Consider the following 14904-nt stretch of genomic DNA (forward strand, 5'->3'; position numbering starts at 1 on the left):
GTCGTCTTAAAACGTAATACAGGTAGCGCCCTGCTCCGCACCGGAGAGTTTCTCACGCAGCGCGCTGAACATTTCGCGTCCGGTCCCCACGCGCGATGCGCTCAGGTCAGGAATATGGGGCTGACGTGCCGCCAGCTCGGCGTCATCGACCAGCAGGGTTAACTCACCTGTCTGACCGTTCACGCGGATCGTGTCACCGTCACGCACTTTCGCCAGTAAACCGCCGTCGTAAGCTTCAGGCGTCACGTGGATGGCTGAAGGCACTTTACCGGATGCCCCTGAGAGGCGTCCATCGGTTACTAAAGCAATTTTGAAACGGCGGTCCAATAATACACCAAGTGGTGGCATAAGTTTATGTAATTCTGGCATCCCGTTAGCTTTAGGCCCCTGGTGACGCACCACCACCACGCAGTCTTTATCAAGCAGGCCGGCGTCAAAGGCAGGTAATACATCGTGCTGGCTTTCAAACACCACCGCCGGCGCTTCGATAACCTGGTTCTCTTCCGGTACGGCAGAGGTTTTCATCACCGCGCGACCGAGGTTACCGCTCAGCACTTTGGTGCCACCGTGAGGAGAGAACGGTTTGTCGATAGTGGCGATAACCTGCGCATCAAGAGACGCGCTCGCCCCATCACGCCAGTCCAGCTCGCCGTTGTTCAGCCACGGCTCCTGGGTGTAGCGCTGCAGGCCAAAGCCAGCCACGGTATTCACGTCTTCATGCAGCAGACCGCCCTTCAGCAGCTCGCGCATCAGCAGCGGTACGCCGCCAGCGGCCTGGAAGTGGTTGATGTCCGCCGGGCCATTCGGGTACAGGCGTGCCATCAGCGGCACCACGGAAGAGATCTCGGAGAAGTCATCCCAGTTAATCAGAATGCCCGCCGCACGCGCCATAGCCACCAGGTGCATGGTGTGGTTGGTTGACCCCCCGGTTGCCAGCAGCGCGACAATCCCGTTGACGATGACTTTTTCATCGACCATTTTACCCATCGGCATCCATTCGTTGCCGTTTCCGGTCAGACGCGTAACCTGACGGGCCGCGGCCTCGGTCAGCGCCTTGCGCAGCGGCGCATCCGGCTGGATAAAGGACGAGCCCGGAAGCTGCATCCCCATAAACTCCACCACCATCTGGTTAGTGTTAGCCGTACCGTAGAACGTACAGGTCCCCGGCGCATGATAGGACGCGGCTTCCGCCTCCAGCAGCGCCTGACGGTCTGCTTTCCCTTCCGCGTACAGCTGGCGGATACGCACTTTTTCTTTGTTCGGCAGGCCGCTTGCCATTGGACCGGACGGCACGAAGATAGCAGGCAGATGCCCAAACGACAGCGCCGCCATCACCAGACCCGGGACAATCTTGTCGCACACGCCGAGATAGAGCGCGCCATCAAACATGTTGTGTGAAAGACCCACCGCCGCGGACATGGCAATCACTTCGCGGCTCAGCAGGGAGAGCTCCATACCGTCCTGACCCTGCGTTACGCCGTCGCACATGGCGGGTACCCCACCCGCGACCTGGCCCACCGCATTCACGCTGTGCAGCGCTTTACGGATGATATCCGGGTAAACCTCATAGGGCTGGTGCGCGGAGAGCATATCGTTATAAGCGGTAATGATGGCGATATTGTTACGCAACATGCTTTTCAGCGACGCTTTATCGTCAGGCTGGCAGGCGGCGAAGCCGTGCGCCAGGTTACCGCAGGCCAGCTGAGATCGGTGGACGGTGTTGCTCTTTGCCTGCTCAATCCGGGCGAGGTAGGCCGAACGGGTCTCTTTCGAGCGCTCAATAATGCGCTGTGTTACGCGTAACAATGTCGGATTCATAAAAGCTCCTCTCATTTATCTGTCCGGGCTCGGGAGTTTACAAAGTCGCTGGCAGTTGTTAACAACGCTGAAACGCTTGCTGTCCGGAGCTCAGGGGCAAAATCACTTCCGGCAGTGTAATAAAAAAAGCTCCGCGGGTGAATCCACACGGAGCTTAAAAGTTGAAAATTGTGCCACTAGCTGTGTTAGATCATGTTACCGGTAAAATAACACTTTCGGGCTAGCGGATTATCTTACTCAAACTCGTTCCAGGAGCGGCCATCGCGGGTGATCATCGCCACCGACGCGACAGGTCCCCAGGTGCCCGCCTGATACGGTTTTGGCGCATCCTGATCGGCAGCCCAGGCTTCGGTGATGGAGTCGACCCATTTCCATGCTTCTTCCACTTCATCGCGGCGCACGAACAGCGCCTGAATACCGCGCATGGTTTCCAGCAGCAGACGCTCGTAAGCATCGGCCAGGTGCGTCTGGTTGAAAGTTTCGGAATAGCTCAGATCCAGCTTGGTGGTCTGCAGGTTGTGTTTATGATCCAGGCCCGGCACTTTGTTCAGGATCTGGATATCCACGCCCTCGTCCGGCTGCAGACGAATGGTCAGTTTATTTTGCGGCAGTTCCTGCCAGGACTCTTTGAACAGGTTCAATTCCGGGTTCTTAAAGTAGACAACCACTTCGGAACATTTGGCCGGCAGACGCTTACCGGTGCGCAGGTAGAACGGAACACCCGCCCAGCGCCAGTCGTCGATATCCACGCGGATCGCCACGAACGTCTCGGTGTTGCTGGACTTGTTCGCGCCCTCTTCTTCCAGGTAGCCTGGCACTTTTTTGCCTTGCGCAAACCCGGCGGTGTACTGGCCGCGAACGGTCTTCTCGCGCACGTTGGAGCGGTCGATGCGGCGCAGCGACTTCAGCACTTTCACTTTGGCGTCGCGGATGCTGTCAGCCGTCAGGTCAGACGGAGGAGACATGGCAATCATGCACAGAATCTGCAGCAGGTGGTTCTGGATCATGTCGCGCATCTGACCGGCCTGGTCAAAGTAACCCCAGCGGCCTTCAATCCCCACCTCTTCCGCCACGGTGATTTCCACGTGGTCGATAGTGCGGTTGTCCCAGTTATTCACAAACAGGGAGTTAGCGAAACGCAGCGCCAGCAGGTTCAGAACCGTCTCTTTACCGAGGTAGTGGTCGATACGGTAGACCTGGCATTCTTCAAAGAACTCGCCCACCTGGTCGTTGATTTCGCGCGAGGTTGCCAGCGACGTACCCAGCGGCTTCTCCATCACGACGCGCGCCGGTTTGGCGTTCAGTTTGGCTTCGCCCAGACCTTTGCAAATGGCGCCGAAGGTGCTTGGCGGCATGGCGAAATAGTTAATGGTGACACGGTTTTTCTGATCCAGCATCGCGCCCAGGCGGGCGAATGCGCTGACGTCATTCACGTCCAGGTTGCAGAAATCGAGGCGTCCACTCAGGGTATCCCACAAACTTTCATCAATTTTTTCTTTCATGAAAGTTTCGAGCGCCTCGCGGACGACTTTGGTATAAGCGTCCTTGTCCCAGTCGGCGCGCCCTACACCCAGGATACGGGTATCCGGATGAATTTGGCCCGCTTTCTCCAGTTGATACAGGGAAGGCAGCAATTTTCGGCGTGCAAGATCGCCTTTCGCGCCGAAAATGACCAGGTCACATGCCTGGGCTGTTTGCGTTACCGCCATGTCATTCTCCTCAGTTGGATCACCTGGTGCTTCTGCCAGGTATCGTTGTAATTTTATTACAATGCACTGTACTGCTTTTACGTCATTCCCGAAACCATTTGCGCTTATCGTCGCGTGCGATACCGCGATTTTTCACCCTTCGGATGATTTCGACGGCTTAATGACGCAACAACCGTCGTTTCTTTGCGCAACAGGGTCATAGCAAAACCCGACACCGATCAAGTAATGAAAAAAAACAACAACATTATCTTGTCGATTGTTACCCTTAATGGAAGCCACAAGGGTAATATCGGCTAAATCGAATCTCGATTTCATCAATTTATGAAATCGTTTACACCCATGAGCGTCCTGTTAACATGAACATGCTGGAAAAAATCCAGTTTCAACTGGAACACCTTAGCAAATCCGAGCGTAAAGTGGCCGAGGTCATTATGGCCTCCCCCGCTCAGACGATTCATTCAAGCATCGCCGCTCTGGCACAGGAAGCGGGTGTTAGCGAACCCACGGTCAATCGCTTTTGCCGCAGTCTGGAAACGCGCGGCTTTCCTGATTTTAAACTGCATCTGGCACAAAGTCTGGCTAACGGCACCCCTTATGTTAATCGTAATGTGGATGAAGACGACAGCGTTGATGCCTATACCACGAAAATTTTTGAGTCGGCCATGGCTTCGCTTGACCACGTCCGTCAGTCTCTGGACATGAGCTCCGTGAATCGCGCGGTGGATTTACTCACCCAGGCCAAGCGAATTGCGTTCTTTGGGCTCGGGTCGTCGGCGGCCGTCGCGCATGACGCCATGAATAAATTTTTCCGCTTTAACGTTCCGGTTATTTATTCCGATGACATTGTGCTGCAACGCATGAGCTGTATGAATTGCAGTGAAGATGACGTCGTGGTACTGATTTCGCATACCGGCCGCACCAAAAGTCAGGTAGAGCTGGCGCAGCTGGCCCGTGAAAACGATGCCATGGTGATTGCCCTCACTACAGCCGGCACGCCGCTGGCGCGTGAGGCAACGCTGGCAATCACCCTCGACGTGCCGGAAGACACAGACATTTATATGCCGATGGTCTCCCGACTGGCCCAGCTCACCGTGATTGACGTGCTTGCGACCGGTTTTACCCTACGTCGCGGGGCAAAATTCCGGGATAACTTGAAGCGGGTCAAGGAAGCGCTGAAGGAATCGCGTTTTGATAAAGAATTGCTTATAAAGAGCGATGTTCCCTGATAGTTGATAACGAATACGTCACGAATAATGACGATGTAACGATTTACGGCATTCGGTCCCCTCGCCGCTGCCTTGCAGCAGATGAAGGCCGATTCAATGTTCACGCAACACCAAAGTTGTTTCAGTCAACGGAGTATTACATGTCCAGAAGGCTTCGCAGAACCAAGATCGTAACCACCTTAGGCCCGGCCACCGATCGCGATAATAATCTCGAAAAAATTATCGCCGCCGGTGCCAACGTGGTGCGTATGAACTTCTCTCACGGTACGCCAGAAGACCATAAATTACGTGCCGATAAAGTGCGTGAAATTGCAGCAAAACTGGGCCGTCATGTTGCTATCCTCGGCGATTTGCAGGGTCCAAAAATCCGTGTATCGACCTTTAAAGAGGGTAAAGTTTTCCTCAATATCGGCGACAAATTCCTGCTTGATGCCAACCTGGGCAAAGGCGAAGGCGATAAAGAGAAAGTTGGTATCGACTATAAAGGCCTGCCGGCTGACGTGGTGCCTGGCGATATCCTGCTGCTCGACGACGGTCGCGTACAGCTGAAAGTGCTGGAAGTTCAGGGCATGAAAGTGTTCACCGAAGTCACCGTTGGCGGCCCGCTCTCCAACAATAAAGGCATCAACAAACTGGGTGGCGGCCTCTCAGCAGAAGCGCTTACCGATAAAGACAAAGCGGACATCGTAACTGCCGCGCTGATCGGCGTTGACTACCTGGCCGTCTCCTTCCCGCGCTGTGGCGAAGATCTTAACTATGCGCGTCGCCTGGCACGTGATGCAGGCTGCGATGCTAAAATCGTCGCTAAAGTTGAACGCGCGGAGGCCGTTTGCGATCAGGATGCCATGGACGATGTGATCCTCGCCTCTGACGTTGTCATGGTTGCGCGTGGTGACCTGGGCGTGGAAATCGGCGACCCTGAGCTGGTCGGTATCCAGAAAGCGCTGATTCGTCGCGCACGTCAGCTGAACCGCGCGGTGATCACCGCCACTCAGATGATGGAATCGATGATCACCAACCCAATGCCAACCCGTGCGGAAGTTATGGACGTGGCCAACGCCGTGCTGGACGGTACGGATGCGGTGATGCTCTCTGCGGAAACCGCTGCGGGCCAGTATCCGGCAGAAACCGTGGCCGCCATGGCGCGAGTCTGCCTGGGCGCTGAAAAGATCCCAAGCATCAACGTCTCTAAACATCGTCTGGACGTGCAGTTCGACAACGTGGAAGAAGCGATTGCGATGTCTGCGATGTACGCGGCAAACCACCTGAAGGGCGTTACCGCGATCATCACCATGACCGAATCTGGCCGCACCGCGCTGATGACCTCTCGTATCAGCTCTGGCCTGCCAATTTTCGCCATGTCCCGTCACGAACGTACCCTGAACCTGACGGCGTTGTACCGCGGCGTGACGCCGGTTCACTTCGACAGCACTAATGATGGCGTAGCTGCAGCGCACGATGCCGTAAACCTGCTGCGCGACAAAGGCTATCTGGTGTCCGGTGATATCGTTATCGTGACCCAGGGCGATGTGATGAGCACCATCGGCTCAACCAACACCACGCGCGTTATGACCGTCGAGTAATAACGTTTGTGTTAAAAAGCCCTCTCCGTCTGGAGAGGGCTTTTTTTATTTCCTCGGATAAAGCTCTTTGCGTTTGTAGGGCTCTGTTTCACCCGGTTTACGCGTTTTAAGCAGCTTCAAAATCCACGTGTACTGTTCGGCATGCGGCCCCACCAGGATCTCCACCTCTTCGTTCATTCGACGCGCGATGGTGTGGTCGTCCGCGGTGAGCAGATCGTCCATCGGCGGACGGACCTCAATACTCAGGCGATGCGTTTTGCCGTCATAGACCGGGAATAGCGGGATCACGCGGGCACGACAGACTTTCATCAGTCGACCAATCGCGGGGAGCGTCGCTTTATAGGTCGCAAAGAAATCGACAAACTCGCTGTGCTCGGGGCCGTGGTCCTGATCCGGCAGATAGTAGCCCCAGTACCCCTGACGTACCGACTGAATGAAGGGCTTAATGCCATCGTTACGCGCATGCAAACGTCCGCCAAAACGACGACGCACCGTGTTCCAGACAAAATCGTAGATTTTATTTCCCTGGTTATGGAACATCGCCGCCATTTTCTGGCCCTGAGACGCCATGAGCATCGCCGGAATATCAACGCCCCAGCCGTGGGGGACAAGGAAAATGACTTTCTCGTCATTGCGGCGCATCTCCTCGATGATGTCCAGCCCTTTCCAGTCAACGCGATCGACGATTTTATCCGGCCCTTTCAGCGCCAGTTCCGCCATCATCGCCATTGCCTGCGGGGCAGTGGTATACATCTCATCAATAATTGCCTCACGTTCGGCGTCGCTTTTCTCAGGAAAACAGTAGTAGAGATTAATCTGCGCGCGGCGGCGAGCGCTCTTGCCTAAACGCCCGGCCAGACGGCCAATTTTCCCCAGAACTGGGTCTCGGACGGAAGCCGGCAGCAACGCCATCCCCGCAAAGGCGTAAACACCAAGCCAGGCGCCCCAGTTGCGCGGATGGCGAAAGGATTTTTCAAACTCAGGAATGTATTCAATATTGTTTTTTTTGGTTTCCATGCTGGATCCAGGGTCTGATGAAGCAAAATTTTATTCAGATAGTGTAGCGAGGCAGTCGTCCCCGCACAAAAGAAAAAGCCGGCGTCAGTGTGCGCCGGCTTTTTTAACAAAAACAGAGGGCTTAGTTTAAGCTCAGCTGCGGTATCACCTCTTTCACCTGCGCCAGATAATCAGTACGATCTTTACCTGTCAGGCCTTCGGTGCGCGGCAGTTTCGCCGTCAGCGGGTTCACTGCCTGTTGGTTGATCCACACTTCATAGTGCAGATGCGGGCCGGTAGAGCGTCCGGTATTGCCGGAAATCGCGATACGGTCACCACGCTTCACCTTCTGGCCCGGTTTGACCAGCAGCTTGCGCAGGTGCATGTAGCGGGTCGTATAAGTACGACCATGCCGTACCGCGACATAATATCCGGCGGCACCGCTACGCTTGGCCACCACCACTTCGCCATCCCCTACCGCCAGTACCGGCGTACCCTGCGGCATGGCAAAATCAACGCCACGGTGCGGCGCGACGCGCCCGGTTACCGGGTTCAGACGACGCGGGTTAAAGTTAGAAGAGACGCGGAACTGTTTTGCCGTCGGGAAGCGCAGGAAGCCTTTCGCAAGGCCCGTACCGCTGCGATCGTAGAACTTACCGTCTTCGGCACGAATCGCGTAATAATCTTTACCCTCAGAGCGCAGTCGGACGCCCAGCAGCTGGCTTTGCTCGCGCTTGCCGTCCAGCATCTCGCGTGACATCAGGACGGAGAACTCATCGCCCTTCTTCAGCTTGCGGAAATCCATCTGCCACTGCATGGCTTTGATCACCGAACTGATTTCAGCGCTGGTCAAGCCTGCATCGCGCGCGCTTGAGACAAAGCTCGCGCCCACGGTGCCTTTCAGAACGCTGTTAACCCAGTCACCCTTCTGCATTTCGCTGGTCATCTTGAAACCGTTTGCAGTGCGATCGTAGGTGCGGGTTTCGCGGCGGGACATTTCCCAGGTCAGACGCTGGAGATCGCCATCCGCCGTTAATGTCCAGGAGAGCTGCTGTCCGATTTTCAGATTACGAAGATCTTTATCCGCAGCCGCCAGCTGGCTGATATTGCCCATGTCGATGCCGTACTGGTTCAGCACGCTGCTCAGCGTGTCACCGGTAGACACTACATATTCGTGGATACCCGCTTCGTTCTCGGTTTTATCGTCCAGTTCATCCTGCGGGATAGCTTCATCTTCCTGAGCCGCCTGGTCGATAGGCTCACTGGCTTCAGGCAGCAAAGAACGGATTTCGCTCTTTTCAAGCTCAATGGTTTTGATGATAGGGGCAGAACTCGGGTGGTACACATAGGGCCGCCAGACGGCGACCGCTAAGGTGAGTACTGTAAGCGACCCCAGCATAACGCGGTGGGGTCGAGGCAGATTGTTAAATGCCAGGGCGACAGAGCGGGCTATCTGTTGCACGTATTCACTTCCTCGTTATTCTCCTTTCAGGCAGCTCGCATACTGGTTCGCCAGTTGGCTGAGGAACTGCGAATAGCTCGCTTTGCTCAACTGGATATTCGTACCTAGCGGGTCAAGGGTTCCCATGCGCACGGATGTTCCCCTGGCCACGGCTTCTACGACCGCTGGCCTGAACTGTGGCTCAGCAAAAACGCATGTCGCTTTCTGCTCAACCAGCTGTGTTCTGATTTCATGTAAACGCTGCGCACCAGGCTGAATTTCAGGGTTGACGGTGAAGTGGCCCAGCGGGGTCAAACCGTAGTGTTTTTCGTAATAGCCGTAGGCGTCATGAAAAACGAAATACCCTTTTCCTTTCAACGGTGCGAGCTCATTACCCACCTGCTTATCGGTTGCGGCTAATTGTGCCTCAAAATCCTTCAGGTTGGCGTCTAGTTTGGCTCGACTTTGCGGCATAAGTTCCACTAATTTGTCATGGATTGCAACCGCTGAAAGCCGCGCTATCTCTGGGGATAACCAAAGATGCATGTTGTACTCGCCGTGATCGTGATCTCCATCACTTTTTTCACCGTCTGCAGCATGGTGGTCATGTTCGTCGCCGTCGTCATCCGCCCCTTTCATGAGCAACGGTTTCACGCCGGGGAGGTCGGCAATCGCGACCTGTTTTTCACCCGCCACCTGTTTTGCTGACTTCTGCATGAACGCTTCCATTTCAGGACCAATCCAGACGACTAAGTCCGCGTTTTGCAAGCGTTTTACATCTGACGGGCGCAGGGAATAGTCATGCTCAGATGCACCATCAGGGAGCAGAACCTGGGTCTCCGTTACGCCGTCTGCAATGGCGGACGCGATGAATCCAAGTGGCTTAAGCGAAGCGACAACCGCAGCGTTAACATCTTGTGCGGTTGTCCCCCAAAGGGCAGCAGATAATGCTGCGAAAAGAAGCGTATTTTTATGTAACATAATGCGACTAATCATCGTAGTGAATGCGTGGAATGTGATATTATAACATTCGTTGACTTCTTCAAGCTTAAAATGACATGACGACATTGGTTTCTCTTGAAAATATTTCGGTCTCATTTGGCCAGCGCCGCGTCCTCTCTGACGTGTCGCTCGATCTGAAGCCCGGCAAAATTCTGACGCTTCTCGGCCCCAATGGCGCAGGTAAATCCACCCTGGTACGCGTGGTGCTGGGTCTGGTCGCACCCGATGAAGGCGTGATTAAGCGCGAGGAAAAATTGCGTATTGGCTATGTACCGCAAAAACTTCATCTCGACGCCACGCTGCCGCTGACGGTCAGCCGTTTCTTGCGTCTGCGCCCCGGCACGCGTAAAGCCGATATTCTCCCGGCACTGAAACGCGTGCAGGCGGGCCATCTTGTCGATGCGCCCCTGCAAAAACTCTCCGGCGGTGAAACTCAGCGTGTTTTACTTGCCCGCGCGCTGCTGAGCAGCCCGCAGCTTCTGGTTCTGGATGAGCCGACTCAGGGTGTGGATGTTAATGGTCAGGTTGCGCTTTATGATTTGATCGACCAGCTACGTCGCGAGCTCGATTGCGCAGTGCTGATGGTGTCTCACGATCTCCATCTGGTGATGGCAAAAACCGACGAAGTGCTGTGCCTCAACCATCATATCTGCTGTTCAGGTACACCTGAAGTCGTCTCCATGCATCCGGAGTTTATCTCCATGTTCGGCCCTCGCGGCGCCGAGCAGCTTGGCATTTATCGTCATCATCATAATCATCGCCATGATTTACAGGGACGAATCGTACTGCGTCGGGGAAATGGACACTCATGATTGAACTGTTACTGCCCGGCTGGCTGGCCGGGATTATGCTTGCCTGCGCCGCGGGCCCGCTCGGCTCGTTTGTGGTATGGCGCAGAATGTCTTACTTCGGTGATACCCTGGCGCATGCATCCCTGCTGGGCGTGGCTTTTGGCCTGCTGCTGAACGTCAACCCGTTCTATGCGGTGATTGTAGTCACGCTGCTGCTGGCGGCCGGTCTGGTCTGGCTGGAAAAACGCCCTCACCTCGCCATCGATACCCTGCTTGGCATCATGGCGCACAGCGCCCTGTCTCTGGGCCTGGTGGTGGTCAGCCTGATGTCGAACATCCGCGTAGATCTGATGGCCTACCTCTTCGGTGACCTGCTGGCCGTGACGCCGGAGGATCTCATCGCTATAGCCATTGGCGTGCTGGTGGTGCTCGCTATTCTGCTCTGGCAGTGGCGGAATTTACTGGCCATGACCGTCAGCCCGGATCTGGCATTTGTCGACGGCGTGAAGCTGCAGCGCGTTAAGCTGCTGCTGATGCTGGTGACGGCGTTAACCATTGGCGTAGCGATGAAGTTTGTCGGCGCGCTGATTATTACGTCCCTGCTGATCATCCCTGCCGCTACGGCGCGTCGTTTTGCCCGTACGCCTGAGCAGATGGCCGGCGTAGCCGTGATCGTCGGGATGATTGCGGTAACGGGTGGACTCACCTTCTCGGCGTTCTATGACACGCCTGCTGGGCCGTCCGTGGTGCTGAGTGCTGCGGTGCTGTTTATCTTCAGTATGATGAAGAAGACCGCACAGTAGTGGGTATGTCCCCGGTGGCGCTTCGCTTACCGGGGCTACAAATTATCGCTGCTTACGGCATTGCCGGTGGCGTAATGCCGAAATGATTCCACGCCCGCACCGTTGCCATACGTCCACGCGGGGTGCGCTGCAGGAAGCCCTGCTGAATCAGATACGGCTCCAGCACATCTTCAATCGTCTCACGCTCTTCACCAATAGCCGCCGCCAGGTTATCCAGCCCGACCGGGCCACCAAAGAACTTGTCCAGCACCGCCAGCAGCAGCTTGCGGTCCATGTAATCAAAACCTTCGGCATCGACGTTCAGCATGTCCAGCGCCTGGGCGGCAATCTCGGCGGAAATCGAACCGTTGTGCTTTACCTCTGCAAAGTCACGCACGCGGCGCAGCAGGCGGTTGGCGATACGCGGCGTACCGCGGGAACGCTTCGCCACTTCAAACGCGCCCTCTTCGCTCATTTCCAGCCCCATATAGCGGGCGCTGCGGCCAACGATGTGCTGGAGATCGGCAACCTGATAAAATTCCAGACGCTGCACGATCCCGAAACGGTCGCGCAGGGGAGAGGTCAACGACCCGGCTCGCGTCGTTGCGCCAATCAGGGTAAACGGCGGCAGATCGATTTTGATGGAGCGCGCGGCCGGACCTTCGCCAATCATGATATCCAGCTGGTAATCTTCCATCGCCGGATAGAGCACCTCTTCTACCACCGGTGAGAGACGGTGGATCTCATCGATAAACAGCACGTCATGCGGTTCGAGGTTGGTCAGCATGGCCGCCAAATCGCCCGCCTTCTCCAGCACCGGGCCGGAGGTGGTGCGCAGGTTAACGCCCATCTCATTGGCGACGATATTCGCCAGCGTGGTTTTGCCTAAACCGGGAGGGCCAAAAATCAGCAGGTGATCGAGCGCATCGCCGCGCAGTTTTGCCGCCTGGATGAAAATCTCCATCTGGGAACGAACCTGCGGCTGGCCAATGTACTCATCAAGCAGTTTTGGGCGAATCGCGCGATCCACCACATCCTCAGCCTGAATAGTGCCTGCCGAAACCAGGCGGTCTGCTTCAATCATCCTTTACCTCACAATGCAGCGCGCAGCGCTTCACGAATCAGGGTTTCACTGCTGGCGTCCGGTTTGGCAATTTTGCTCACCATACGGCTGGCCTCCTGAGGTTTATAGCCCAGCGCCACCAGCGCGGCAACCGCTTCCTGCTCGGCATCATCATCCGTCGCAGGCGCACCTGGAGAGGTCAGTACCAGATCGGCCGCCGGCGTGAAGAGATCGCCATGCAGGCCTTTAAAGCGGTCTTTCATCTCGACAATCAGACGCTCTGCCGTTTTCTTACCGATGCCCGGAAGCTTAATCAGCGCCGCAGGATCTTCGCGCTCAACAGCATTCACAAACTGTGGTGCAGACATGCCGGATAAGATCGCCAGCGCCAGTTTCGGCCCGACGCCGTTGGTTTTAATCAGCTCGCGGAACAGCGTGCGTTCCTGCTTGTTGTTGAAGCCGTACAGCAGCTGAGCATCTTCACGCACCACAAACTGAGTAAAGACAATCGCCTCTTTGCCCGCGTCCGGCAGCTCGTAGAAGCAGGTCATCGGCATATGGACTTCATAGCCCACGCCACCCACTTCCAGCAGCACTAACGGGGGTTGTTTTTCAATGATGATGCCTCTGAGTCTGCCTATCACGTGACGCTCCTGCGTTCTGGAAGAAATTAACTGCCGACATAATAAAAAAAGGCTGGATAAACATCCAGCCTGATTTGTCATTATCGTAACCTGCCTCGCGCCAGATTGAGCCGCGACTCGCTCATTTGCATCGCGTTCTGGCTCACGTGACAGTGGGTAATCGCAATCGCCAGCGCATCCGCGGCATCGGCCTGCGGGTTCGCAGGGAGCTTCAGCAGGGTACGCACCATGTGCTGCACCTGACTTTTCTCCGCGCTACCAATACCCACCACCGTCTGCTTAACCTGACGCGCCGCGTATTCAAATACCGGCAAATCCTGGTTCACGGCAGCGACAATGGCAACGCCACGAGCCTGGCCGAGCTTCAGCGCCGAATCGGCGTTTTTCGCCATGAAGACCTGCTCGATGGCGAAATAGTCCGGCTGAAACTGGGTGATGATCTCCGATACGCCCGCATAAATGAGCTTCAGGCGCGACGGCAGATCGTCAACTTTGGTGCGGATACAGCCGCTGCCCAGGTAGGTTAACTGGCGTCCCACCTGACGGATAACGCCATAACCGGTGACGCGTGAGCCTGGGTCAATCCCGAGAATAATCGACATCACGCGTCTCCTGTAACGGATTTATACGCTCTCATCAGAGAGTCGCTGCAACCTCATCAGAGATTTCACCGTTGTGGTACACTTCCTGCACGTCGTCACAGTCTTCGAGCATGTCGATCAGACGCAGCAGTTTTGGTGCGGTTTCCGCATCCATGTCCGCTTTGGTGGACGGGATCATGGAGACTTCAGCGTTGTCCGCTTTCAGGCCTGCCGCTTCCAGCGCGTCGCGCACGGCACCCATCTCTTCCCATGCGGTATAAACGTCGATAGCACCGTCGTCGAAGGTCACTACGTCTTCCGCACCGGCTTCCAGCGCCGCTTCCATGATCGCATCTTCGTCGCCTTTCTCGAAAGAGATGACGCCTTTTTTGCTGAACAGGTACGCAACGGAACCGTCAGTGCCCAGGTTGCCACCGGTTTTGGTGAACGCGTGGCGCACTTCCGCAACGGTACGGTTACGGTTGTCGGACAGGCACTCAACCATCACCGCCGTACCGCCAGGACCGTAACCTTCATAAATGATGGTTTCCATGTTCGCGTCTTCGTCACCGCCCACGCCACGTGCGATTGCACGGTTCAGGGTGTCACGCGTCATGTTGTTGGACAGCGCTTTATCAACCGCCGCGCGCAGACGCGGGTTAGACGCCGGGTCGCCGCCGCCCAGACGCGCTGCCGTCACCAGCTCGCGAATGATTTTGGTAAAGATCTTACCGCGCTTGGCATCCTGTGCCGCTTTGCGGTGTTTGGTGTTGGCCCACTTACTATGACCTGCCATAAAAATATCCTCAAAGAGCGCGCCTTTTCAGGCAGCGTTAATTACAAATTCTTCAATCGCCTGCCGGTTGCTCCACGACTTGGTCAGCGCGGCAGCATCCGCCGCATTCACCCAGCGGTAGGTCAGGTGTTCGGTAAACACGATCTCCCGTTCATGGGGGAGCGCGAGACAGAACCACGATTCCGTATTGCGCTCGGTACCCGGCGCGTAGCGATGACGTAAATGGCTAAAAATTTCGAACTCCACCGTGCGCTGACAGTCCTTCAGGGTCAGTTGCTCGCGGGCAACGTCAATGGCGACCTCTTCCTTTACTTCACGCGCGGCGGCCTGCGGCGCGGTCTCCCCCTCTTCCAGACTGCCGGTAACCGACTGCCAGAATTCAGGATCATCACGCCGCTGCAACATCAGCACCCGCTTCGTGTCTTCTGCATAAATGACCACCAGGACCGAAACGGGGAGCTTATATGTCATA

The 14904-nt window shown here is 55.9% G+C and carries 14 protein-coding genes; 4 read left to right on the top strand and 10 right to left on the bottom strand.

The annotated features are described in order from the left end of the window. Nucleotides 1-6: 6 nt before the first annotated feature. Nucleotides 7-1818 (bottom strand): phosphogluconate dehydratase, encoded by a 1812-nt coding sequence (gene edd, locus FOY93_RS13605; RefSeq protein ID WP_143345260.1) that lies wholly within the window; start codon nt 1816-1818, stop codon nt 7-9. 233 nt (nt 1819-2051) lie between these two features. Next, nucleotides 2052-3527, bottom strand: coding sequence for a glucose-6-phosphate dehydrogenase (zwf, locus tag FOY93_RS13610; protein WP_008500457.1), 1476 nt, complete (start codon nt 3525-3527; stop codon nt 2052-2054). 356 nt (nt 3528-3883) lie between these two features. On the opposite strand from zwf, the gene FOY93_RS13615 reads away from it, so the two are divergent. Together FOY93_RS13615 and pyk are read left to right on the top strand one after the other, a co-directional pair. After that, nucleotides 3884-4753, top strand: a complete 870-nt coding sequence (locus tag FOY93_RS13615; protein ID WP_143345261.1) for a MurR/RpiR family transcriptional regulator — start codon at nt 3884-3886, stop codon at nt 4751-4753. A 140-nt stretch (nt 4754-4893) separates the two neighbouring features. Next, entirely contained in the window at nt 4894-6336 is a 1443-nt protein-coding gene (pyk, locus tag FOY93_RS13620) for a pyruvate kinase (protein ID WP_008500455.1), read from the top strand. A gap of 45 nt (nt 6337-6381) precedes the next feature. On the opposite strand, the gene lpxM is transcribed toward pyk, so the two are convergent. The 3 genes from lpxM to znuA form a co-directional block, all read right to left on the bottom strand. Continuing rightward, complete coding sequence (gene lpxM, locus FOY93_RS13625; protein WP_029741765.1) at nt 6382-7353, bottom strand: lauroyl-Kdo(2)-lipid IV(A) myristoyltransferase; 972 nt, start codon at nt 7351-7353, stop codon at nt 6382-6384. Between the two features lie 121 nt (nt 7354-7474). Next, nucleotides 7475-8794, bottom strand: coding sequence for a murein DD-endopeptidase MepM (gene mepM / locus FOY93_RS13630; protein ID WP_045326742.1), 1320 nt, complete (start codon nt 8792-8794; stop codon nt 7475-7477). A 15-nt stretch (nt 8795-8809) separates the two neighbouring features. Then, entirely contained in the window at nt 8810-9754 is a 945-nt protein-coding gene (gene znuA / locus FOY93_RS13635; protein ID WP_143345730.1) for a zinc ABC transporter substrate-binding protein ZnuA, read from the bottom strand. A gap of 77 nt (nt 9755-9831) precedes the next feature. On the opposite strand from znuA, the gene znuC reads away from it, so the two are divergent. Then, on the top strand, nt 9832-10587 hold the full coding sequence (gene znuC, locus FOY93_RS13640) for a zinc ABC transporter ATP-binding protein ZnuC (RefSeq protein WP_023312233.1): 756 nt from the start codon (nt 9832-9834) through the stop codon (nt 10585-10587). Then, nucleotides 10584-11369 carry a zinc ABC transporter permease subunit ZnuB gene (znuB, locus tag FOY93_RS13645; protein ID WP_045326744.1) on the top strand — a complete coding sequence of 262 codons (786 nt, stop codon included), beginning with the start codon at nt 10584-10586 and terminating at the stop codon, nt 11367-11369. The genes znuC and znuB overlap by 4 nt, the downstream gene beginning before the upstream one ends. A 52-nt stretch (nt 11370-11421) precedes the next feature. On the opposite strand, the gene ruvB is transcribed toward znuB, so the two are convergent. The 5 genes from ruvB to nudB all read right to left on the bottom strand — a co-directional run bounded on the left by ruvB (nt 11422) and on the right by nudB (nt 14903). Continuing rightward, nucleotides 11422-12432, bottom strand: coding sequence for a Holliday junction branch migration DNA helicase RuvB (gene ruvB, locus FOY93_RS13650; protein ID WP_045372540.1), 1011 nt, complete (start codon nt 12430-12432; stop codon nt 11422-11424). A gap of 8 nt (nt 12433-12440) precedes the next feature. Then, a complete protein-coding gene (gene ruvA / locus FOY93_RS13655; protein WP_023617042.1) occupies nt 12441-13055 on the bottom strand; it encodes a Holliday junction branch migration protein RuvA in 615 nt (204 codons plus the stop codon). A gap of 80 nt (nt 13056-13135) precedes the next feature. Then, nucleotides 13136-13657, bottom strand: coding sequence for a crossover junction endodeoxyribonuclease RuvC (gene ruvC, locus FOY93_RS13660; protein ID WP_003859749.1), 522 nt, complete (start codon nt 13655-13657; stop codon nt 13136-13138). A gap of 34 nt (nt 13658-13691) precedes the next feature. After that, nucleotides 13692-14432, bottom strand: coding sequence for a YebC/PmpR family DNA-binding transcriptional regulator (locus FOY93_RS13665; protein ID WP_008500447.1), 741 nt, complete (start codon nt 14430-14432; stop codon nt 13692-13694). 27 nt (nt 14433-14459) lie between these two features. Further along, nucleotides 14460-14903 (bottom strand): dihydroneopterin triphosphate diphosphatase, encoded by a 444-nt coding sequence (gene nudB / locus FOY93_RS13670; RefSeq protein WP_008500446.1) that lies wholly within the window; start codon nt 14901-14903, stop codon nt 14460-14462. Nucleotide 14904 lies beyond the last annotated feature (1 nt).

The organism is Enterobacter sp. 18A13, from assembly GCF_007035975.1.
Classification (GTDB): domain Bacteria; phylum Pseudomonadota; class Gammaproteobacteria; order Enterobacterales; family Enterobacteriaceae; genus Enterobacter; species Enterobacter vonholyi.